Source organism: Gilliamella sp. CG13, assembly GCF_046635805.1.
In the GTDB taxonomy this organism is placed as follows: domain Bacteria; phylum Pseudomonadota; class Gammaproteobacteria; order Enterobacterales; family Orbaceae; genus Gilliamella; species Gilliamella apicola_I.
On record NZ_JBIDFM010000003.1, the window covers coordinates 182467 to 203836 of the forward strand.

16 protein-coding genes and 1 pseudogene are annotated in these 21370 nt (G+C 35.2%); 6 read left to right on the top strand and 11 right to left on the bottom strand.

All coding sequences use genetic code 11. The annotated features are described in order from the left end of the window. Nucleotides 1-171: 171 nt before the first annotated feature. The gene (zipA, locus tag ACGH6R_RS06350; RefSeq protein WP_411599195.1) at nucleotides 172-1131 is read right to left on the bottom strand and encodes a cell division protein ZipA; all 960 of its coding nucleotides are present in this window, start codon (nucleotides 1129-1131) and stop codon (nucleotides 172-174) included. Nucleotides 1132-1541: 410 nt separating this feature from the next. Between zipA and ACGH6R_RS06355 the strand changes: the two genes are divergently transcribed. Together ACGH6R_RS06355 and ACGH6R_RS06360 are read left to right on the top strand one after the other, a co-directional pair. Continuing rightward, a complete protein-coding gene (locus ACGH6R_RS06355; RefSeq protein ID WP_411597110.1) occupies nucleotides 1542-2843 on the top strand; it encodes an efflux RND transporter periplasmic adaptor subunit in 1302 nt (433 codons plus the stop codon). Nucleotides 2844-2863: 20 nt separating this feature from the next. After that, on the top strand, nucleotides 2864-6070 hold the full coding sequence (locus ACGH6R_RS06360; RefSeq protein ID WP_411597109.1) for an efflux RND transporter permease subunit: 3207 nt from the start codon (nucleotides 2864-2866) through the stop codon (nucleotides 6068-6070). A gap of 206 nt (nucleotides 6071-6276) precedes the next feature. Here the strand turns inward: ACGH6R_RS06360 and ruvC are convergent, their stop codons facing one another. The 7 genes from ruvC to ACGH6R_RS06395 all read right to left on the bottom strand — a co-directional run bounded on the left by ruvC (nucleotide 6277) and on the right by ACGH6R_RS06395 (nucleotide 11626). Next, entirely contained in the window at nucleotides 6277-6765 is a 489-nt protein-coding gene (gene ruvC, locus ACGH6R_RS06365; protein WP_411599196.1) for a crossover junction endodeoxyribonuclease RuvC, read from the bottom strand. Continuing rightward, the gene (locus tag ACGH6R_RS06370) at nucleotides 6765-7508 is read right to left on the bottom strand and encodes a YebC/PmpR family DNA-binding transcriptional regulator (RefSeq protein ID WP_065557873.1); all 744 of its coding nucleotides are present in this window, start codon (nucleotides 7506-7508) and stop codon (nucleotides 6765-6767) included. The genes ruvC and ACGH6R_RS06370 overlap by 1 nt, the downstream gene beginning before the upstream one ends. Before the next feature lie 182 nt (nucleotides 7509-7690). Beyond that, entirely contained in the window at nucleotides 7691-7987 is a 297-nt protein-coding gene (fis, locus tag ACGH6R_RS06375) for a DNA-binding transcriptional regulator Fis (RefSeq protein ID WP_025315996.1), read from the bottom strand. 7 nt (nucleotides 7988-7994) lie between these two features. Further along, nucleotides 7995-9002 carry a tRNA dihydrouridine synthase DusB gene (gene dusB / locus ACGH6R_RS06380; RefSeq protein ID WP_267351076.1) on the bottom strand — a complete coding sequence of 336 codons (1008 nt, stop codon included), beginning with the start codon at nucleotides 9000-9002 and terminating at the stop codon, nucleotides 7995-7997. A 36-nt stretch (nucleotides 9003-9038) separates the two neighbouring features. After that, on the bottom strand, nucleotides 9039-9905 hold the full coding sequence (gene prmA / locus ACGH6R_RS06385; RefSeq protein WP_411599197.1) for a 50S ribosomal protein L11 methyltransferase: 867 nt from the start codon (nucleotides 9903-9905) through the stop codon (nucleotides 9039-9041). Next, nucleotides 9880-11331: a sodium/pantothenate symporter gene (gene panF / locus ACGH6R_RS06390; protein WP_411599198.1), complete on the bottom strand. Its 1452-nt coding sequence runs from the start codon at nucleotides 11329-11331 to the stop codon at nucleotides 9880-9882. The genes prmA and panF overlap by 26 nt, the downstream gene beginning before the upstream one ends. A gap of 7 nt (nucleotides 11332-11338) precedes the next feature. Beyond that, nucleotides 11339-11626: a YhdT family protein gene (locus tag ACGH6R_RS06395; protein WP_411597104.1), complete on the bottom strand. Its 288-nt coding sequence runs from the start codon at nucleotides 11624-11626 to the stop codon at nucleotides 11339-11341. 126 nt (nucleotides 11627-11752) lie between these two features. Here ACGH6R_RS06395 and ilvC point away from each other — a divergent pair, with 126 nt between their 5' ends. Both ilvC and ACGH6R_RS06405 read left to right on the top strand, forming a co-directional pair. Next, a complete protein-coding gene (gene ilvC, locus ACGH6R_RS06400; RefSeq protein ID WP_220215362.1) occupies nucleotides 11753-13231 on the top strand; it encodes a ketol-acid reductoisomerase in 1479 nt (492 codons plus the stop codon). 310 nt (nucleotides 13232-13541) lie between these two features. Next, on the top strand, nucleotides 13542-14111 hold the full coding sequence (locus ACGH6R_RS06405; protein ID WP_411599199.1) for a cell division protein ZapC: 570 nt from the start codon (nucleotides 13542-13544) through the stop codon (nucleotides 14109-14111). Nucleotides 14112-14485: 374 nt separating this feature from the next. Here ACGH6R_RS06405 and ACGH6R_RS06410 read toward each other — a convergent pair whose 3' ends face one another. From ACGH6R_RS06410 to greB, 3 genes are all read right to left on the bottom strand, one after another. Then, nucleotides 14486-15592: a YcbX family protein gene (locus ACGH6R_RS06410; protein WP_411599200.1), complete on the bottom strand. Its 1107-nt coding sequence runs from the start codon at nucleotides 15590-15592 to the stop codon at nucleotides 14486-14488. A 96-nt stretch (nucleotides 15593-15688) separates the two neighbouring features. Further along, nucleotides 15689-16261 (bottom strand): hypothetical protein, encoded by a 573-nt coding sequence (locus tag ACGH6R_RS06415; RefSeq protein ID WP_411599201.1) that lies wholly within the window; start codon nucleotides 16259-16261, stop codon nucleotides 15689-15691. 40 nt (nucleotides 16262-16301) lie between these two features. Then, the gene (gene greB / locus ACGH6R_RS06420) at nucleotides 16302-16784 is read right to left on the bottom strand and encodes a transcription elongation factor GreB (RefSeq protein ID WP_411599202.1); all 483 of its coding nucleotides are present in this window, start codon (nucleotides 16782-16784) and stop codon (nucleotides 16302-16304) included. 44 nt (nucleotides 16785-16828) lie between these two features. Here greB and ACGH6R_RS06425 point away from each other — a divergent pair. After that, nucleotides 16829-19001: pseudogene (locus tag ACGH6R_RS06425) on the top strand (Tex family protein); the annotation flags it as partial. A 764-nt stretch (nucleotides 19002-19765) separates the two neighbouring features. Then, on the top strand, nucleotides 19766-21217 hold the full coding sequence (locus ACGH6R_RS06430) for a hypothetical protein (RefSeq protein ID WP_411599203.1): 1452 nt from the start codon (nucleotides 19766-19768) through the stop codon (nucleotides 21215-21217). The last annotated feature ends 153 nt before the right edge of the window (nucleotides 21218-21370 follow it).

Genomic DNA, 21370 nt, shown 5'->3' on the forward strand with positions numbered 1-21370 from the left:
AGTAAGATTTTTAAATGTTATTAGACACCAATCAAGTATGAATGACTTGATTAAATCAATATGTTCATCATGGTGAATATCGTTAACAATCGGATCAGAATCTTTTTATTTCCCGTCCATTTACCACCAACTAATGTTGGTGGTGTTGATAAAATTATTATTATATTTGGGTTATATTTCGTTGCACGCTTTTTTGATGCGTTCTTTGTAGCTATCGATTTTTTGTGGTGTTAGCATGTGTTGGGAATCATCTAAGACAACACCATTAACATCATCGGCTATACGTTGTGCTGTTTGTAACATGAGTTTAAAATTTTGCTGATTGTTTCCTTGTGTCGGTGCAATCATAAAAATTGAAACGCCAGGTGTGGTAAATTCGTGCATGGTCTCAGGATCCAAATAGCCTGGATTAACCATATTTGCTAAACTAAATAAAACAGGACCGTTGCCCGCAGGATCGACATGGCGATGAAAAATTCGCATATCACCGAATTGAAAACCTGATTGCATAATACTGGCAAGTAATACATCACCTTGTAATAATCGACCATTAATGCCAGTTACATTTAACACAATGATTTCTGTTTTATCTTCTTCATGGTCGATGTTTGCTTTTTCAGATTCATGATGGTCAGCTGATGATTCAGTGTTCAAAACTTCGTTTTGCTTAACAGGTTCAACTTCATGAATTTCTTCACTTATTGTGATTGTTTCTGTTTTTTCAAGTTGACTTTCTGTTTCGACTTTTTCTTCTAATGGTTCATTTTCAAAGAGATCCTGATTAAGATTAATCACTGGTTCAAGGATAGTATCTTCTTCTGGTTCGTCTATCGGTTGATGACTAAATAAATCCTCTTGCTGAGGAGGTGCTTCTTTTTCAATGATCTCAACAACTTCAACATGCGGTGTTGTTGTTTTTTTATTTTTGGGGTTAATCAGTATTACATCATCTTCTTCTATTTCATCCATATAAATGTCTGTTTGCTGTTGAGCAATAGGGTTAATATTCCTTTTTTTATCTGAATTAAACAGAGAAGAACGTTCCTTTTTATTAATCCATAATCCATGTATCAATAATGCAATAATGACCAAGGATGCAATAACAATCAGAACAATACGTAAATTATCCATAATAACCATCTCAGAATTAAATTAAATAAAGACTCAAATCACTCAATAAAAGAATCGAATGAAGTGATTACGGAGTACCACAATGTAAAATAATTACTTTTTCTTTGCAAATTAAAAAAATTCAATTGATTGTCAGTACATAAATGCCTTTGATTGTGTCATCTTATCAAGCCTAATTTTTTCGCACTAAAAATCAATAAGCATATATTACTTTATTTCTGCCAATAATCATAATTATCGGTATATATTTTTTTATTAATAATGTTAGATTTTAATTTTTAGAACTCTGTGCTATTAACCTGTAAAGATACTTACAATTTATGCATATTTTTTGTAAAATCATCGGTTACTTTTAAATAAGATTTATAATTATTAAAAATAACAATTTTGTTGATTGAGGTCAATTTTATATGAGATTTAACAAGCTATTACTCACCGTGCCACTCGCGATAACCAGTTTATTTTTATTAACTAGTTGTGATAAAAAACAGTCACAAAGTGGTGATAGTCAATTACCCCAGGTTACTGTATTTAAAGTGGATCCATTAAATTATACGGTTAAAACAATACTGCCTGCACGTGTCATAGCTTCGCAAATAGCCGAAATTAGACCTCAAGTTAGTGGGATTATTCTTAAACGTGAATTCGAAGAAAGTAGTAATGTGGTAGAAGGTCAATCACTTTATCAAATTGATCCTGCTATTTATCAAGCAACATACGATAGTGCATTAGCGAGTATTGCAAGTGCTAAAGCAAATGCGAATATCGCACATTTGACGCTAAAACGTTACGAAGGTTTATTGAAAACGAAATCTATTAGTCAACAAGATTACGATAAAGCGTCTGCTGATTCTCAACAAGCAGACGCGGCAGTGCTTGTAGCAGAAGCTAATTTGCACACAGCTAAAGTAAATTTAGATTATACTAAAGTTTATTCTCCTATTAAGGGTTATATCGGTAAATCTAACGTTACTGAAGGTGCTTTAGTCAATGCTGGTCAGCAAACGGCAATGGCATTAGTACAAAAGCTAGATCCGATTTATGTCGATATGACACAAGCTGCAACGATTTTTGAAAAAAATGAAAAAGATCGTAATACCCTTTATAAAGCCAATCCGAAAATTGAATTATTTTTCAATGATGGTTCAAAATATGAATATACAGGAGCTATTAAATTTTCTGATAAAACAGTTAATGAAACAACAGGGACAGTGACTTTGCGAGCAGAATTTCCTAATCCTGATTCAAAAATTTTACCCGGTATGTTTGTAAAACCTCATTATACGTTGGGAAATATTGAGAATGCGATTCTTGTTCCTCAAAAAGGAATCACAAGTAATGAGGCTGGTAACTATACAGCGATTGTTGCTGTTCCTTTTGAGGAGAAAGAAACAACTCAAGAGTTAATTGATAGTAAAAAAGTTAATGATAAAAGTATTGGGAATGAAAATTCTGATAAAACATCAAAGAGAAAATATTATTTAGAAAAACGTAATAATGTTAAGGTTTATTCAGGTATTCCTGGATATTGGATTGTTACCAGTGGAATCAATGCTGGGGAAGAGGTTGTTGTTTCAGGTTTATTGAATTTATCAGGTAAAAACTTTAATGATCCTAATCAAAAAGTAATGGCTGATGTTCTAAATCAAGAAAAACCTGATTCCTTAAGCCAAGAAAAGTTAAATTCAATCATTGAAAATAATCTCAAGTAAAAATATCGGAGTTTTTAATAATGGCAAAGTTTTTTATTGATCGCCCAGTATTTGCTTGGGTAATTGCAATTATGATGATGTTAGGTGGCGCACTTTGCATCAAATTACTTGCAATTGAGCAATATCCGGATATTGCCCCGCCTGCAGTAACGGTTACAGCAAGTTATCCAGGTGCAGATGCTCAAACCATTGAAAATACAGTAACTCAATTGATTGAACAAAATCTTACAGGTATTGATAATTTAATCTATATGAAATCAACGAGTAGTGCGCAAGGTATTGTTCAAACGACATTAACTTTTGCACCTGGTACTGATCCCGATTTCGCTCAAGTTCAAGTGTTGAATAAAGTTGAAAGTGTAAAATCTCGTTTACCGGATAGTGTTCAAAAAAATGGTGTATCTGTAGCAAAAAATAACACTAACTTTCTAAAAGTAATTGGATTTTATTCAACAAATCCTAATAAAACACAGGCCGATATCGCTGACTTTATTTATTCAACAGTACAAGATCCGTTACGTCGTGTACAAGGTGTAGGGGATACAACATTATTTGGTTCTGAATATGCAATGCGTATATGGCTTGATCCAAATAAAATGAATTATTTCAAATTATCTACTCAAGAAGTCATTGCTGCTGTCCAAGCACAAAATGCACAAGTTACTGCTGGTCAATTAGGTTCTTATCCAATAAAAGAAGGACAAGAATTAAATGCGACAATTACCGCACAATCAAGACTTAAAACAGCTAAGCAATTTCAAAATATTTTAGTTCGTGTTAATACTGATGGTTCTAATTTATTATTAAAAGATGTTGCAAAAGTTGAATTAGGTGCTGCGGATTATAATTTTATATCACGCTATAATGGACAAATTTCTAGTGGTTTAGCGATTTATTTAGCGACTGGTGCGAACCAATTGGATACTTCTGATGCGGTGGATGCTAAATTGGCTGAATTAGCTAAAATCTTTCCGGAAGATATTAAATATGACTTCCCATATGATACAACACCTTTTGTAAAATTATCTATCGATAACGTAGTTGATACACTAATTGAAGCTATCGGATTAGTTGTTATCGTTATGTTCTTGTTCTTGCAAAATCTTCGTTCAACCATTATTCCTACCATTACCGTTCCGGTAGTTTTACTTGGTACTTTTGCAGTTTTATATATTACTGGATTTACTATTAATACCTTATCTATGTTCGCAATGATCTTAGCAATAGGGTTATTGGTAGATGATGCTATCGTTGTTATTGAAAACGTAGAGCGTATTATGCATGATGAAGGTTTATCACCTTATGATGCTACTGTTAAGTCAATGGAGCAGATTACGCCAGCATTAATTGGTATTGCTGTCGTTTTATCAGCTGTATTTGTTCCGATGGCATTTTTTGGTGGAGCCGCAGGGGGAATTTATCGACAATTTTCAATTACGATAGTAACCTCAATGGCATTGTCAGTATTAATGGCAATTATTTTGACACCTGCTTTATGTGTGCAAATTCTAAAAGCACCGTCTAAAAATAACGATCAGAAAAAATCAATTTTCCAAAAACTTGGTCAGGTTCCTCCATTTAATTGGATAGCTTTAATTGTTGATAAAATCTTTTATTACTTTAATAAAGCATTTAATCGCAGCCAGGCTCTTTATGAAAAAGGCGTTATTAGAACCTTAAAAAAACCAAAAATGAGTCTTTTGGGTTATTTAGTGATTGTATTAATTTTTTCAGTGGGTTATATAAGACTTCCTACTTCATTTTTACCGAATGAAGATCAAGGGGTTATTATCATGATGGTTGAATTACCCCCTGGGTCAACACTAGATCAAACTGAATCTGTATTAACAAAAGCAACCAATTATTTTAAAACCCAAGAGGCTAATTCAGTTAAAGAAACTTTTACTGTAGCAGGCTTTAGTTTAATGGGACGAGGGCAAAATGTCGGATTAGGATTCATTAAGCTTAAAGATTGGGAATTAAGAAAAAATAAAGACCAAAAGATCAATGCAATACTTGGACGTTCCAATGGATTTTTGAAAACAATTACCGAAGCACGTAGTTTTGCTGTAAATGTTCCTGCTGTACCATCATTAGGAATGTCTAATGGTTTTTCTTATGTGTTGATGGATAGTTCTGGTCAAGGCCATGATGCTTTAATGGGGGCATTTTATCAAACTTTGATGATGGCGATGAGAAATCCACAATTAACGCAAGTCAGACCTGGCGGTATGCTTGATGTACCACAGTATAAAATCGATGTTGATTTTGAAACAGCACAAGCGTTAGGTGTATCGGTTAGCACTGTAAATAGTGTATTGTCAACCGCATTAGGTTCTGCATATATTGATGATTTTGTTTATAACAATCGAGTTAAGAAAGTTTATGTACAATCAAGTGCAGATTATCGTATGTTACCAGACGACTTCAGTATTTGGCATGTAAAAAACAACAATGGCGATATGGTGCCTTATGATGCTTTTGCAAAGACATCAAAAACATTCGGTTCTCCTTCATTGGTTCGCTATAATGGTGTTTCAGCGATGGAAATAAGTGGAGCGCCTATTCCTGGACAAAGTTCGGGAGCTGCTATGCAAATTATGGAACAAATTTCAGAAAAATTACCGCGTGGATTCACCTATGATTGGACTGGATTATCGTATCAGGAACGTGAAACTGGTTCTCAAAAAACAATGTTAATGATTATTTCTATCATTGTTGTATTCTTAGCATTAGCTGCACTTTATGAAAGTTGGACGATCCCTATTTCTGTTCTTTTGACTATTCCAGTTGGTATCTTCGGAACTGTTGTGGCTACTTCAATGTTTAAATTAGAGAATGATATATACTTCTTTGTTGGTCTATTAACAACTTTGGGGTTAACAGCTAAAAATGCGATACTGATTGTTGAATTTGCTAAAGACGCTATTCAAAAAGAGAACAAAACAATTCTTCAGGCAACTTTGGAAGCCTGTCGCTTACGATTACGCCCAATTTTAATGACTTCATTTGCCTTTATTCTTGGCGTATTGCCGTTAGCAATAAATAATGGTGCAGGTTCTGCTAGTCAAAATTCAGTTGGTACTGGTGTTATTGGTGGTATGATTACAGCAACTTTCCTGGCCATCTTTTATATACCATTATTTTTCTTGTATTTGACTACATTTGTTGAATGGTTTGGAAAGAAATATGGTAAAAAAACAGTTATTTCTGAAAAGAATAACTAATTATTATCTTTTGTAGCAATATTATTAAAATGCATCAATTTCAGTTGGTGCATTTTTTTTAGGTTGAATATCTGGTGGTATAATATTGATGGCTAGTAGCATTTTGATGATTGATTTTTCTTTGAATTATTTTTAAGAAAAAATTAAGAAAAAACTTTAAATTAACGCTCTCGCGAGCTTGAAATGATAATTGATATGTAATTGAGTTATTTTTTGGATTTAATCAAATACTGACTCATATGGGCATGAGTAATTGCGATAGCTAATGCGTCAGCGGCATCGGCTTGTGGACTGGCGGATAATTTTAACAAGAGTTTAACCATGTGTTGAACTTGCTTTTTATCGGCTGCCCCTGTGCCTACTACACTTTGTTTTACTAAACGAGCCGCATATTCAAAAACAGGTAAATCGTTGTTGACCGCAGCAACAATAGCTGAGCCTCTCGCTTGCCCTAACTTTAATGCTGAATCGGCATTACGTGCCATAAAGACTTGTTCGATAGCGAACATATCCGGTTGGAATTGTAAGATGATTTCGCTAACGCCTGCATAAATGCGTTTTAATCGAGTTGGTAAATCATCGACGGCTGTACGAATACAACCACTACCAAGATAGGTTAATTGTCGTCCTGTTTGACGAATTACACCGTAACCCGTCAAACGAGAACCAGGATCTATGCCAAGAATGATAGACATTAAAGAGCGGCAGCAACTTCGTCCGAAACTTCACCATTATGGTATACTTCTTGAACATCATCACAATCTTCAAGCATGTCGATCAAACGTAATAATTTTGGTGCAGAATCAATATCAAGATCAACTTTGGTCGCAGGAATCATTGATACTTCAGCTGATTCAGCAACTAAACCTGCTGCATCAAGTGCATCTTTTACTTCGCCAAATGATTCTGGTGTGGTAAAGACATCAATTGCACCATCATCATAAGTGACAACATCATCAGCTCCAGCTTCTAAAGCTGCATCCATTACTTTGTCTTCATCTGTACCTGTAGGATAAGAAATAACGCCTTTTTTGGTAAACAAATAGGATACAGAACCGTCAGTACCTAAATTACCCCCAGTTTTGGTGAAAGCATGACGTACTTCTGATACTGTACGATTACGGTTATCACTTAGGCATTCAACCATGACGGCAGTACCTGCAGGGCCATAACCTTCATAGATGATGGTTTCCATATCACTATCATCTTCACCACCTACACCACGCGCAATAGCACGATTCATGGTATCGCGTGTCATATTATTTGATAGTGCTTTATCCATTGCTGCACGTAAACGAGGATTTGACGCTGGATCGCCACCACCTAGTTTGGCTGCCGTTACAAGTTCTCGAATAATTTTAGTAAAAATTTTACCGCGTTTAGCATCTTGCGCCGCTTTACGATGTTTGGTATTGGCCCACTTACTATGACCTGCCATAGAATTCTCCAGATTAGATAATTTAAAAATCAGCGTATTTTAACAAACATTTGTTTAAAATTCATTATCAATATGTGTATTGATTTTTAATCCGTGTGATTTTTTATTGTTATAAAAACAAAAAAGCACCTAATAAACAGGTGCTTTTTTTGTATGAAATAAGCTTATCAATATCAGTTCGATTAGCTCATTCCATATTGTTTTAATTTTTTACGTAGTGTACCACGGTTAATACCGAGCATATTAGCCGCTCGAGTTTGATTACCACGTGTATATTGCATAACCATATCAAGGAATGGGTGTTCAACTTCAGCTAACACTAATTCATATAGATCATTAGGATCTTCACCATTAAGTTGTGATAAATAGTTTTTTAAAGCTTGCTTGACAGAATCTCGCAAAGGTTTTTGTGTTATTTGGTCTTGAGAGTTTACAGTTGTAAATTTTAGTGCTGCAGCTGTAACGCGTTGTTCTGACATAGTATTCTTAACTCTTTTTGTTGTTTCTAATTTGACTAAAAAATGCTTTTAGTGTTCTAGCTTGCTCACTTGTGGTGCTAAGTACACTAAATAAGCGCCTAAAATGATCGCTATCAGCATAATTCTTGGTATACCAATTTACATGCTTTCTGGCAATCCGTAATCCTTTGTATTCTCCGTAAAATTGATAAAGTTCTTCAAGGTGTGTAAAAACGATTTGTTCAACTTCATCAACTGTCTTTTCTTTTTGTAACTTTCCATGTGTTAAATAGAATGCAATTTCTTCAAATATCCAAGGTCGCCCTTGTGCCGCTCGGCCGATCATTATAGCATCAGCTTGCGTATATTGAAAAACATCTTTTGCCTGTTCAGGGGTGCAAATATCACCATTAGCAATGACTGGAATGGATACCTTTTTTTTCACTGCTTTAATTGATTCATATTCAGCTACACCCTTAAATAGACATTCACGGGTGCGCCCGTGAATAGTAATCGCCTTTACGCCACAATCCTGCGCAATTTGTGCGATTTCAATGCAATTTCTATGATTTTTATCCCATCCAGTCCGCATTTTTAATGTTACTGGCACATCAACGGCACCAACAACTTTTTGCAAAATCTGTTCAATTAATTGCGGGTACTGCATTAAAGCAGAACCTGCCAATTTTTTATTAACCTTTTTTGCAGGGCATCCCATGTTAATGTCAATTAACTCAGCCCCATGTTTGGCATTAAATTCTGCCGCTTTAGCCATTTCGTCAGGATCGGCACCCACTATTTGTACTGCGCGAATGCCCAAATCTTGCGTTGAGACCATTCTTAAAGCAGATTTATCTGTTTGCCAAACATCTGAATTAGCTAAAAACATCTCTGAAATAGTCAGACCAGCACCAAACTGGTAGCATAAATTTCGAAATGGTCTGTCACTAATTCCTGCCATTGGTGCGGCGATTAAATTATTTCTTAATGTGACCTTACCAATGCTTAGTAATTTAAGGTCGGCTATATTACGCATTTTTTCTCGAACTTAAAAGGGGGTAATGTCATTTTTTTACTTTTTTTTGCCAGTAATTCGACACCATTCTTCTTGCTCAGCGACGGGATCAAGATCAAAATGGGGTTGGTAAGCGGTACAGACGCTTTGAGATTGAGAAGTCAAAATACCCGATAATCCAAGTAATCCCGCTGGTTTAATCAGACTATTGATATTAGGTTCAAGTTCTTTTAGTGGTCCAGCCAAAATGTTGGCGACTAAAACATCAGCTTGTAAATTATCAGGAATATCTTCAGTTAAATAAAGTTCAATGTCATGATTTACATTGTTACGTTCTGCATTATCTCGACTGGCTTGAATAGCTTGAGGATCAATGTCAATGCCGATGACACGTTTTGCTCCTAGTTTTAGTGCAGCAATGGCGAGAATTCCCGAACCACAACCGTAATCAATCACTAATTTATCTTTTAAGTCTAAGCTATCAAGCCATTTAAGACATAACGCAGTGGTAGGGTGGGTACCTGTTCCAAAAGCTAAACCTGGATCTAACATAACATTGATCGCATTAGGATCAGGGACTGGGCGCCAACTTGGACAAATCCATAAGCGTTGACCAAATTGCATAGGATGAAAATTGTCCATCCACTCGCGTTCCCAATCTTTATCCTCTAATTGTTCGAATTTATAAGAATATTGATCAAGATTTAATATTGCTTTCAATTCATCTAAATCAGTTTGAGCATCGTAAAGCCCAATTACATCTGTATTACCCCAAAGTTTTGTTTCACCGGGTAAGGGTTCATACACAGGCGTATCATAGGTATCTTGAAATGTGACAGATAACGCCCCTGATTCTTCCAAAAGCTCACTTATTGGTTCAGCAAGATCACTTGTTGTGTTAATTTTGAGTTGAATCCAAGGCATAATTTTTCCTTAAGTTACCAAATATATTGGCGATGATAAAAACAACCAATCCAATAATTAATGAAGGAACAATTGGATGGAAAGAATAAATTTTAATGTTATAAGCGGCTAAAAAGGTATAACTAATGGCTCCAGCAAACATTGAACATAATGCGCCAGTTGCATTAGCTTTCTTCCAATATAAGCCAAGTACCAAAGGCCATAAAAATACCGCTTCCAGCCCACCAAAAGCAAGTAAATTTAACCAAATTATCATATCCGGTGGATTCCAAGCTGCTAAAATGAGCAGTGCGCCAAAAATAAAGGTAATGATAACTGATATTCGCGTTAAGGTTTTGTCACTGCATTTTGTTTCAGGTTTTATGCTTAAAAACAGATCTTTTATAATCACTGAAGAGACTTGTAACAGTTGCGCGTTAATGGTTGACATAATCGCAGCCAGAGGAGCAGCCAAAAAGATGCCTGCTGCGAGTGGCGACATCACTTTAATAATTAAAGTTGGGACAATTTGATCGGGAATGGTTAAATCATCAATAATTGCTCGCCCAAGTGCACCAGAAAGGTGCATGGTTAACATAATAACTGTAACAACAATCGTACCGATAATGATGCCCCGATGTACCGCTTTACTGTCTTTATACGCCATACAACGTACTGCTGTATGCGGTAAACCAACCACACCAAAACAGACTAAAATCCAGAATGATGCCATAAATGGAAAGTCCATAAAATTGCCAGGGCCTTGTGGGGTTAATAATGCAGGATCAATTTCTTTTAAACGCTCAATAATAGCCGTTAATCCACCACCAGCATAAATAATGGCGGTTAAAAGTAAAATTGAGCCAATGATCATCACTAAACCTTGGAAAGCATCGTTTAAGATACTTGCTCGAAATCCACCAAATGCAGTATATATCACCGTACCAATACCGAAAATAAGTAGACCGACTTTATAAGGTATGCCTACTGAAGATTCTAATAATCGGGCACCACCGACAAACTGGACAGTCATTGCACCGACAAAGGCGACGACTAAAGCAATACTGGCAAACCAGACAATGGTTTTACTTTTATAATGAGCATAGAGCATATCACTTAGCGTGATAGCATTATACTTGCGCGCTAGAATGGCAAATTTTTTGCCCAAAATTCCCAGAGATAGCAAAACAGTAGGGACTTGAATCATAGACAACAATACCCAGCCTAGTCCGTATTTATAAGCAGCACCGGGACCCCCTATAAACGAACTGGCACTGATGTAAGTTGCCGCCAGTGTCATGGCGAGCAAAAATCCCCCCATTGTTCGATTACCAATAAAGTAATCAGTAAATTGATTGACTTTTTTGCGTTTAACATAAGCATAGATAGATAAGGCAAACACAAAAATAAGATAGATGACTAGCGGTAATATAATATCTAAATGCATTGTTTGATCACTTAGTTTGTTCTAATGAGATGTTTTTGAAATGAAATTTTACAACGATCCAGCATAATAAAATAAACCCGACAGGTACCATAATGCAGGATAATTCAAACCATAATGGAAGCCCCAAAAAGCCAGTTCTATCGCCAGCGCCGTAAGCACAAACAATCCAGCCAAGAAGATAAATAATTGTTAATAACAGTGAAAGCTTAGCTTCTTTATTTGCTTGCTTATATCGTGTATCCATATTGAATAATTTATCAATAATTAAATAGTGGCTTAGAGTAAAAGAAAGCATTACATTTAGCAAGTATATTGCATTTTATGCAATATGATTTTTTAAATATATCAATTTTCGCAATAATTAAATTCAGTTATAGTGTTGGACAATTCGATTATGACAAATAAATTAATGGAGATCCTAATGTCAAACTATTTTAATACTCTAAATTTACGTGAAAAATTACACCAACTTGGACAATGCCGTTTTATGGCTCGTGATGAATTTGCATCAGAAGCCGATTTTTTAAAAGGCAAAAAAATTGTAATAGTAGGATGTGGTGCGCAAGGTCTGAATCAAGGTTTAAATATGCGGGATTCAGGACTTGATATTGCCTATGCTTTACGTAAAGAAGCGATTGCAGAAAAGCGTCCTTCATGGAAAAAAGCAACTGAAAATGGATTTAAAGTAGGCAGTTATGAAGAGTTAATTCCTACAGCTGATTTAGTGATTAATTTAACACCTGACAAACAACACTCAGCGGTAGTAAAAGCAGTACAACCATTGATGAAACAGGGAGCCGCTTTAGGTTATTCTCATGGTTTTAATATTGTTGAAGTTGGCGAAAAAATTCGTCCTGATATCACGGTTGTCATGGTTGCGCCGAAGTGTCCAGGAACAGAGGTACGTGAAGAGTATAAACGAGGATTTGGTGTTCCGACTCTGATCGCCGTTCACCCTGAAAACGATCCTAAAGGTGAAGGTTTAGCTATCGCCAAAGCATGGGCGGCGGCTACCGGTGGACATCGTGCTGGTGTTTTACAGTCTTCATTTGTTGCTGAAGTTAAATCTGATCTTATGGGAGAACAAACGATCCTTTGCGGTATGTTGCAAACAGGGTCATTACTTTGTTTTGATAAACTTGTGGCAGACGGTGTGGATCCGGCTTATGCATGTAAATTATTACAATTTGGTTGGGAAACCATTACCGAAGCATTGAAACAAGGTGGTATTACCTTAATGATGGATCGCTTGTCGAATCCGGCTAAGTTACGCGCTAATGCATTAGCTAAAGAATTAAAAGTGATCATGACTGATCTTTATCGTAAACATATGGATGATATTATTTCGGGTGAATTTTCAGCAACCATGATGAAAGACTGGGCAAATGATGATGCTAACTTATTAAAATGGCGTAAAGAAACCGGTGAAACAGCCTTTGAAAAAGCCGCTGAATACCAAGGTAAAATTGATGAACAAGCCTACTTTGATCAGGGTGTAGTCATGGTCGCTATGGTAAAAGCTGGGGTTGAACTTGCTTTTGAAACCATGCTTGAGTCAGGTATTTTACCAGAATCAGCTTATTATGAATCCTTACATGAACTTCCTTTAATTGCCAATACGATTGCCCGTAAGCGTTTATACGAAATGAATGTGGTGATATCTGATACTGCTGAATATGGTAATTATCTTTTCGCTAATGCAGCAATCCCATTATTAAAAGAAAAATTTATGCCAATGTTACAATCGGGCGATCTTGGTAAAGCGATCCCAGAAGGTAGCGTTGATAATGCGCAATTACGTGATGTAAATGATGAAATTCGTCATCACCCAATTGAAATTATTGGCCGTAAATTAAGAAGCTATATGACGGATATGAAACGTATCAATGTTGCCAGTTAATCAATCAATTAGCCAAATTGGCTTGGTCGTAAAAAGGTGCTTAATTGCACCTTTTTTTATGGATAAATGTTAGAAAAAATGGCTGGTTTGTTAAAGTTAAATTTTAGTATTAAATTTGATGTGATCTTAAAGGATCGCAAATGGGATCAAAAGGATCTAACTTAGATCGTTTTGATCTTGATAATGGATCGCTAAAATTTTTAAAAATTATATAATTAAATAAATTTTATTTTACTTTTTTATTTATTTTTTACCTAAATTATGTTATCTTTTATGTAATTTTTTAATTTTATGGAGGGATAACATATCAATGAAAATTGCTTTTCGACCAACTGATTGTTGGCGTTGGTATTTTGATAATCAATATGATAGTTTGATGCTTGAAGTATCAAACGATATGTTATTTCGTTCATGTTATTCCAGTAAAATGTTAATTCCTGATGTTTTTAGGGAATTTCCATTTTCAGTGAGTGATGCAACATCCTATTATCAATTTTATGATAGTTGTCAAATATTGGCATTAACTGACTCGCAAAAGATTGAATTATCCATTAATGCCATTGTTGCGGCTAATTTTATTAAACCTCAAATGCCAAAAAGTTGGTATTTTTGCCAACAACCTAAGCTATATCGTCCTAAATTAGCGGACATTGTTGAAGTCAGCATGCAAGAAAGTGATCAACGGGTTTTTTTATTAGTTGTTGAAGCGGGTGAAAATGCTTCACTATGTATTATTGCTCAACCTACATTTGTGGCAATGAATAAAACATTTTATTTTTCCGAAGCAATTAAAGTGATGAATGATCGACTGGCGCCAATCCAAAAAAATGTCATGGATCAGAGTTCGTTGATAGACCTTAAGTTAGAAGCCATTTCGTAAACAATACCATTCTAATCCGACTATTGTCTTGTCAGTAAAACTTAATTTCGATTTAAACCTGTTATATTTTGATTTTGTTATTCACAGCAGGTTGTGAAGCAGGCAATGTATTGATCTGATTAATCGATGACTTAAACGGGATTTTCGTTACGGTATCGCAGTTGAATGCTTTAAAACTGAATACAAATGACTTTAAAGGATAGCATTTAGCATCAACGGTTTTAAAATGAAGCCATATAACATTATTAACGTATTGATTGGCAGGCTAACTTGTCATCATAGTGGGGTAATAATTTATTAAGTGTCAATCAACCATTTTAATCAATAATTAACGATTTATTATTGATAAATCGGGATTATATAACCAATTATCATTAAGGTTTTTTTATTAATTCAATTTTGATATCACCCTCAGGTATACAACTACAAGCTAAAATACGGTGATCGCGTTTTATTGCAGATTGAGTAAGAGGATTCACTTTTCCTTGTTTTAATACCACTGCACATTTACCACAAATTCCAACTCTGCATGAATAAGGGAGAGTAATATTATGTTGTTCCAGTTGTTCTAAAATAGTCTGTTGTTGATTTCCTTTGATTGTATTGTTCTCAAAAGTAATATTACACTGTTCGTGGTTAAACCGATTATTTTCGGGAAAAGATTTTAAATACTTTTTGGTCGGTTGCCTTTCAAGTATTTCAACAGGATCGTCAATTGATATTGATCCGACATTGCGAGCTATCATATTCATTCCAAAATCTATTTCCCCTTGCTCATCAGTCCGAAAATAGCGGAGCGTATTGAGTGGTTCATTATTAGCTAAAGGCTTTGCTGTATTAATATTAAAAGTGGTAAGTACACAGCGACTACACGGTTTAACGATATCAAAAATGACATCGCCAATTTTAATTGTTTTCCAGCCATCTTCGGCAAAAGGAAGCGCACCTTGAATGATGATATTGCTTCGAAACTGCTGAGTATCGAGCTTTTCCAAGCATCTTTGTTGTAAATAATTGAATGATGCTTCATTCAATAGTAGATAAGGATAGCCATCTGCAAAGCTTACCGCTGTTTGAGGATATCGTTTAGTCCTTCTTGTTAAATTGGTGCCAATCCAACGCAATTGCACATTTTTTTGAAGGATGTGACTAAAAAATTGGTTAAGTCTGATTGGCGCAATATGAGACGTAAAATGGTTACCCCAAACTTCGGTTGGTTCATTAGTTTCAATAAATTCATCAAATTGAATTGCTATTGATTCGTTATTTGACGTTGAAACAACAATACTGTTGTTAACTATAGCTGTTTTTAGTTTTAAAAGCTCAGGAAATTGTCTTGCGGTGATAAATGTTCCGTCAGGTTCACTAATCATCAATACACGATCATATTTGAATCCCCCTTCAACAACATTCGACGTATTTAGAGGAATACCTGCAAGCGATTTAATCGGATAGATAAATAATTGGCTGACGGTGATCATAATAAATTCAATGATGAGTAATCGTGATCTTAATTGTAAACTGAATTCATCGTAATTTATAGGCAGTAGATAGTACGCCTATAAATAATCGATTGGCTACATAGGCAGATCTTGTAGAACTTTAGCATATTTTACTACATAGTCTAGGAAAATATTAGCAGAAGAAATGTAATAAACGAAATGTCCTTTAGTTATGATAGCATGAGGACCTTTATTTACTCCGCAGTGGTAACCAGAATTTAATTGAAGCTCTGATTTTTCAATTATTTTCTTATATTTTTCAGCTTCAATCGTAGAATCAAATGTTAATATCAAAACAGAAAAAGAAGGATAATATTTATTGTAAATACGGGTATTACTTTTAAAACCGTACCATTTTATACCAGATCCATTAAATTGATAATATTGATTCGAATTACAATCAGAGAAGCGAACCGAGCCGGATCGTTCAAAATAGAGTCGTTCATCTTGATTGAATCCATCTTGATTAAGTCTCTTAAAGAAAGCATCTAATTTGCCAAATTCGACTTGATCAAATTTTAAGGTTAATTCAGTATATGGTACTGAGGATGTTCTATTATTGAGTTGAAAAAAATAATAAAAAATTATTATTAGTAATATTATTAAAAAAAATATGCATTGAAAAAACAAAATTTTTCTTCTTTTCATACCAAACCCCTAATTCCTTAATGATTAATTTGTTAAAATGTTATGTAATTGGAGTATAGCTAATTTCAAGGATAAAAAAATAAGTTTTACCACTAGGTGTCATTACTGATATTTCATCGTCAACTTTATGACCAATTAACGCTCTGGCAACAGGACTATTAATAGAAATCCAATTTTTTTTAGGATCAAATTCATCGGCTCCCACAATGCGGTAAATTTGTACGTGACCGGATTCATCTTCTAGTTTAACCCAAGCACCAAAAAATACTTTGCCTTCTTGCCTTGGATCAGGATCGATAATGGTTAATATTTCTAGGCGTTTTGTTAAAAATCGTACTCGTCTGTCAATTTCACGCAATCGTCGTTTTCCATAAATATATTCTGCATTTTCACTCCGATCGCCAAGGGCTGCCGCATCAGATACAGCTTGAGTAACACGGGGTCTTTCTTCTTTCCATAAATATTTCAATTCACGATCGAGTGCCAAGTAGCCCTCTCTTGTTATATAATTAGCTTTTTGCATAATAAGTTTACATTCCGTTAATCGACGAGATATACAGAGATATCATGATAAATAATCAAATAAGCCATATTATAGCGGGTGAATTGACAGTAAAACCAGAACAAGTTTTAGCTGCTATTCAATTATTAGATGAAGGAAGCACTGTTCCTTTTATTGCGCGTTATCGTAAAGAAGTGACCGGTGGGTTAGATGATACCCAACTACGTACTTTAGATAGTCGGTTAGGTTATCTGCGAGAACTTGAAGATCGTAAACAAACGATATTAAAGTCAATTGAGGAACAAGGAAAACTCACCCCAGAACTGAGTCAAAAAATTACCCAAACACTTAGTAAAACTGAACTTGAAGATCTCTATCTACCCTATAAACCTAAACGCCGTACACGGGGACAAATTGCTATTGAAGCAGGACTTGAACCATTGGCCGATGCGTTATGGAATAATCCATCACTTGATCCTGATAGCGAAGCGGAAAAATTCTTCAATTCTGAAAAAGGAATCGTCGATACCAAATCTGCATTGGATGGGGCACGATACATCTTAATGGAACGATTTGCCGAAGATGCGGCATTACTGGCTAAGGTGCGCCATTATCTATGGAATAATGCGCATTTAGTTTCGCAAGTGGTTGCAGGTAAAGAAGAAGAAGGAGCAAAATTTCGTGATTATTTTGCGCAAAGCGAACTGATTTCAAAAGTGCCTTCTCATCGTGCTTTAGCGATGTTCAGAGGACGAAATGAAGGCTTTTTACAACTTTCACTTAACGCCGATCCGCAATTTGAAGAAATGCCAAAAGAGAGCTATTGCGAGCAAATTATTACTGAGCATTTAGGGATTCATTTTAATGATCAACCTGCAGATAAATGGCGTAAAGCAGTTATTAATTGGACATGGCGAATTAAGATTTTAATGCACATGGAAACCGAACTGATGACCACTTTACGTGAGCAGGCGGAGGAAGAAGCGATCAATGTGTTTGCCGCTAACTTGCATGATATGTTAATGGCTGCGCCGGCAGGGATGAAAGTTACCATGGGAATGGATCCAGGATTACGAACAGGCGTAAAAATTGCTGTTGTTGACGCAACTGGTAAATTAGTCGCAACTGAAACGATTTATCCGCATACCGGGCAAGCGGATAAAGCGGCAATGATTGTTGCGGCGCTATGCATTAAATACCAAGTTGAATTAGTGGCGATTGGTAATGGCACGGCATCGCGTGAAACCGAACGTTTTTATCTCGATGTACAAAAAAAATATCCTGAAGTCAAAGGTCAAAAAGTCATTGTAAGTGAAGCAGGAGCATCGGTCTATTCCGCATCTGAGCTAGCCGCTCAAGAATTTCCTGATTTGGATGTATCAATACGTGGTGCGGTATCGATAGCTCGCCGACTACAAGATCCACTAGCCGAACTGGTAAAAATTGATCCAAAATCAATTGGTGTTGGTCAGTATCAACATGATGTTAGCCAAACTCAGCTCGCTAAAAAACTGGATGCTGTTGTGGAAGATGGCGTAAATGCCGTTGGCGTAAATTTAAATACGGCTTCGATGATGCTGTTAGCTCGCATAGCGGGACTGAATAAAGTTATTGCACAAAATATTGTTAATTGGCGTAATGAAAATGGACGATTTTCTAATCGTAAACAGTTATTAAAAGTTTCACGCCTTGGGCCTAAAGCCTATGAACAATGCGCTGGATTTTTGCGTATTATGGATGGCGACAATCCACTTGATGCATCTGCTGTTCACCCCGAAGCTTATCCGGTTGTGGAACGCATTTTAGATAAAAATCATAAATCATTAAAAGAGATTTTAGGTGACTCGAAATATTTAAACTCACTCAAAGCAGTTGATTATGTTGATGACCATTTTGGTGTGCCAACCGTGACCGATATTATCAAAGAACTTGATAAACCCGGACGCGATCCACGGCCTGAATTTAAAACAGCTCAATTTGCCGATAATATCGAAACCATGGACGATTTGAAAGTGGGCATGGTCATGGAAGGTGCGGTAACGAATGTGACTAACTTTGGTGCATTTGTTGACATTGGTGTACATCAAGATGGGTTAGTGCATATATCAGCCTTATCTGATAAGTTTGTTGAAGATCCTCGAAGCGTGGTTAAAGCCGGTGATATTGTCAAAGTTAAAGTGATGGAAGTCGATATTGCGCGCAAACGTATTGCTTTATCGATGCGACTTGATGATCCAACAACGCCAAACTCTGAAGGTGCTAAATCAAGAATTAACAAATCAACCAGCACGGCTAAAAATACACAGTCAACGCCTATTACCAATAGTGCAATGGGTAATGCTTTTGCCGCAGCTTTTAAAAAGGGAAAATAGCGGCGTTAATATGTGTTCCATAAAACGAAAAGGAGGCTAACGCCTTCTTTTTGTTTAATGTTTATTTCATAACATTTTAATAAAATTACTAATAATAAATACAATGGTTAAAAATAAAATCAGTTAGGTTAACTTATTTAGCTTGTGTATTTTTCCATCCAATATTCATCTGAAAGCCATTAAATAATGATAAATCAATATTTAGTTATTCCATATTACTCATATTATTATATACTATACACAATTGATTCAGTTATTTGTAGTCTTGCACAATTAGTTATCTGTAATTAATCAAATGGTTAGTGTAATTAAACTGTTTTAACCTGATCTACTATATAGCACTCCTTAATTTAATATTCTTAAAAAGAATAGTTAACAATACTAGAATATTGCACTGTTTTTTAGAACGATATAGTCCATTGTTACCAATTTATTCAATAAAATAGACCTTTACATGGATGCAATTAACAACTTTCGAATAGTTTTTAGCGTGTATGCTGTTTTTTTATAAATTTAAAATGTAATCGGTAACAATTTTATCAACGTTTTGATAAATTTGTCGTTCACTAAAACTTCAAATCAATAACTTTGTTTCAACTTATAGACAAGCTTATGGGTAGAGGAATTAGCATGAATAGTGATATGTTTGTTTTCAAAAAACTTTATTTGATGCAATATATATTGAATATTGCCGTTATTGCTATTTTTGGGCTTTTTTGTCGCATTGCTTTAGCAGGATTATCTGTTTCTACAACCACTGTGGAATATATTCACGGTAATCCACCAGATATTCTTGAAACTGCTGACACCAAAGTCTTAAACGGAATTCAATTCAAATTAAACATTGATGGTCTTGATCCGGCAATTGTTTCGCCGGGGCCTGCCAGTAAGATTTCTGTTGCCTACAATACTTCACCTAGTCTGTATTCATTTGCTGTTGATACTTCAAGTTTAAATGAAAATGATATCAATGATGTGGATGGTGATAAATTAGCTACTAGCGATAGTTTTATCATTCAATCGATTAATGCTGAATGGCGAGACCAGAACAATAATGTTATTCCTTCTGATTCTACAGCATTTTTGGGTAGTGATGTGTGTAATTCATCTACGGCTAATGCAAAATCATCGGTAAAAGTGACGATTCAATTTATTGCTAAAACTCAGTACGGTGAGCCTGATACTTCAGAACCAAGAGAAGTATCAAAAACATTTGAAGTAAGTGCTGATGACGGTATCTGTTTTATCAGACCCGGTGTACTGGCTTTGATTACTCATAATGGTTGGGATGAAGGTGGGAACTATGCGCCTTATGGTGCTGATACAATAGATGTTAATCCTTCTTATAACAGCGATCAATTTACTATTCATCAAGGCTTTAAGGCCACAGCAAAAGATCAAAATGGTAATTATTTCCCAACTTATGCTTTTCCGGAAGCTCGTTTCAGAATTGTACCTGTCAATCCAATATCTGATTATAGTTACACCTTGGTCAAAAATCCAAATAATTCATTAGTTAATACTGCTCGTGATTCAAATGCTGATTCTAAAAGTGAATTTAAATTTACTGACAATGTACCTGGTCAAGGTGATAAATTTGTCATATTAGTGACGAATAATCGAACGCTAGCACAGTTTTATTATACTTTTTCTATAAAACATTGGTTATATTTCTTAAATAACCTTCCGGGTAATTGGCAAAATTCAAATAGATTATGTCAAAACAATAATGATAGATTGCCAACACGAGCTGAGATTACAAACTCGTCTTTAGCTTACACGCCAACCACTAATGATAACTATTATGTAAAAGATAATGGGTACAAAAGAGCAATTGGTGAAGGATTAACACCAGAATGGGGTAAAGTTTACTTCTATGCACCTTTAGATATTATTGGTCGAGATATGTTAAATGGTTTGTCAAATTTGAAAAATTTCATCTATTATGATTTCTATTTCACCAGTGAACAATCATCAGTAAAAGATATATATGGAAATAATCGATACTACAGTGTAGGGATTGTAGAAGGTAACGTTATTGTTGAACCAGATATAGCATATACCTTATGTGTTAAATATTAGAGAATATATAAAATTATCTGCTTTTTCAAAAAGCGCAGTTAAAGTAATAAGATAATATCTTTAAATTTAATTTTGGGTTTCCACTAAATGAGCAGATCTAAAAACCTGCTCATTTTTATTGTAAAAATTTGACAATCATAAAGATAATGATCA

What these genes read in the sequence shown, in the direction of transcription:
- zipA (WP_411599195.1), bottom strand. Translation starts at nt 1,131, where the DNA reads ATGGATAATTTACGTATTGTTCTGATTGTTATTGCATCCTTGGTCATT.
- ACGH6R_RS06355 (WP_411597110.1), top strand. Translation starts at nt 1,542, where the DNA reads ATGAGATTTAACAAGCTATTACTCACCGTGCCACTCGCGATAACCAGT.
- ACGH6R_RS06360 (WP_411597109.1), top strand. Translation starts at nt 2,864, where the DNA reads ATGGCAAAGTTTTTTATTGATCGCCCAGTATTTGCTTGGGTAATTGCA.
- ruvC (WP_411599196.1), bottom strand. Translation starts at nt 6,765, where the DNA reads ATGTCTATCATTCTTGGCATAGATCCTGGTTCTCGTTTGACGGGTTAC.
- ACGH6R_RS06370 (WP_065557873.1), bottom strand. Translation starts at nt 7,508, where the DNA reads ATGGCAGGTCATAGTAAGTGGGCCAATACCAAACATCGTAAAGCGGCG.
- fis (WP_025315996.1), bottom strand. Translation starts at nt 7,987, where the DNA reads ATGTCAGAACAACGCGTTACAGCTGCAGCACTAAAATTTACAACTGTA.
- dusB (WP_267351076.1), bottom strand. Translation starts at nt 9,002, where the DNA reads ATGCGTAATATAGCCGACCTTAAATTACTAAGCATTGGTAAGGTCACA.
- prmA (WP_411599197.1), bottom strand. Translation starts at nt 9,905, where the DNA reads ATGCCTTGGATTCAACTCAAAATTAACACAACAAGTGATCTTGCTGAA.
- panF (WP_411599198.1), bottom strand. Translation starts at nt 11,331, where the DNA reads ATGCATTTAGATATTATATTACCGCTAGTCATCTATCTTATTTTTGTG.
- ACGH6R_RS06395 (WP_411597104.1), bottom strand. Translation starts at nt 11,626, where the DNA reads ATGCTTTCTTTTACTCTAAGCCACTATTTAATTATTGATAAATTATTC.
- ilvC (WP_220215362.1), top strand. Translation starts at nt 11,753, where the DNA reads ATGTCAAACTATTTTAATACTCTAAATTTACGTGAAAAATTACACCAA.
- ACGH6R_RS06405 (WP_411599199.1), top strand. Translation starts at nt 13,542, where the DNA reads ATGAAAATTGCTTTTCGACCAACTGATTGTTGGCGTTGGTATTTTGAT.
- ACGH6R_RS06410 (WP_411599200.1), bottom strand. Translation starts at nt 15,592, where the DNA reads ATGATCACCGTCAGCCAATTATTTATCTATCCGATTAAATCGCTTGCA.
- ACGH6R_RS06415 (WP_411599201.1), bottom strand. Translation starts at nt 16,261, where the DNA reads ATGAAAAGAAGAAAAATTTTGTTTTTTCAATGCATATTTTTTTTAATA.
- greB (WP_411599202.1), bottom strand. Translation starts at nt 16,784, where the DNA reads ATGCAAAAAGCTAATTATATAACAAGAGAGGGCTACTTGGCACTCGAT.
- ACGH6R_RS06430 (WP_411599203.1), top strand. Translation starts at nt 19,766, where the DNA reads ATGAATAGTGATATGTTTGTTTTCAAAAAACTTTATTTGATGCAATAT.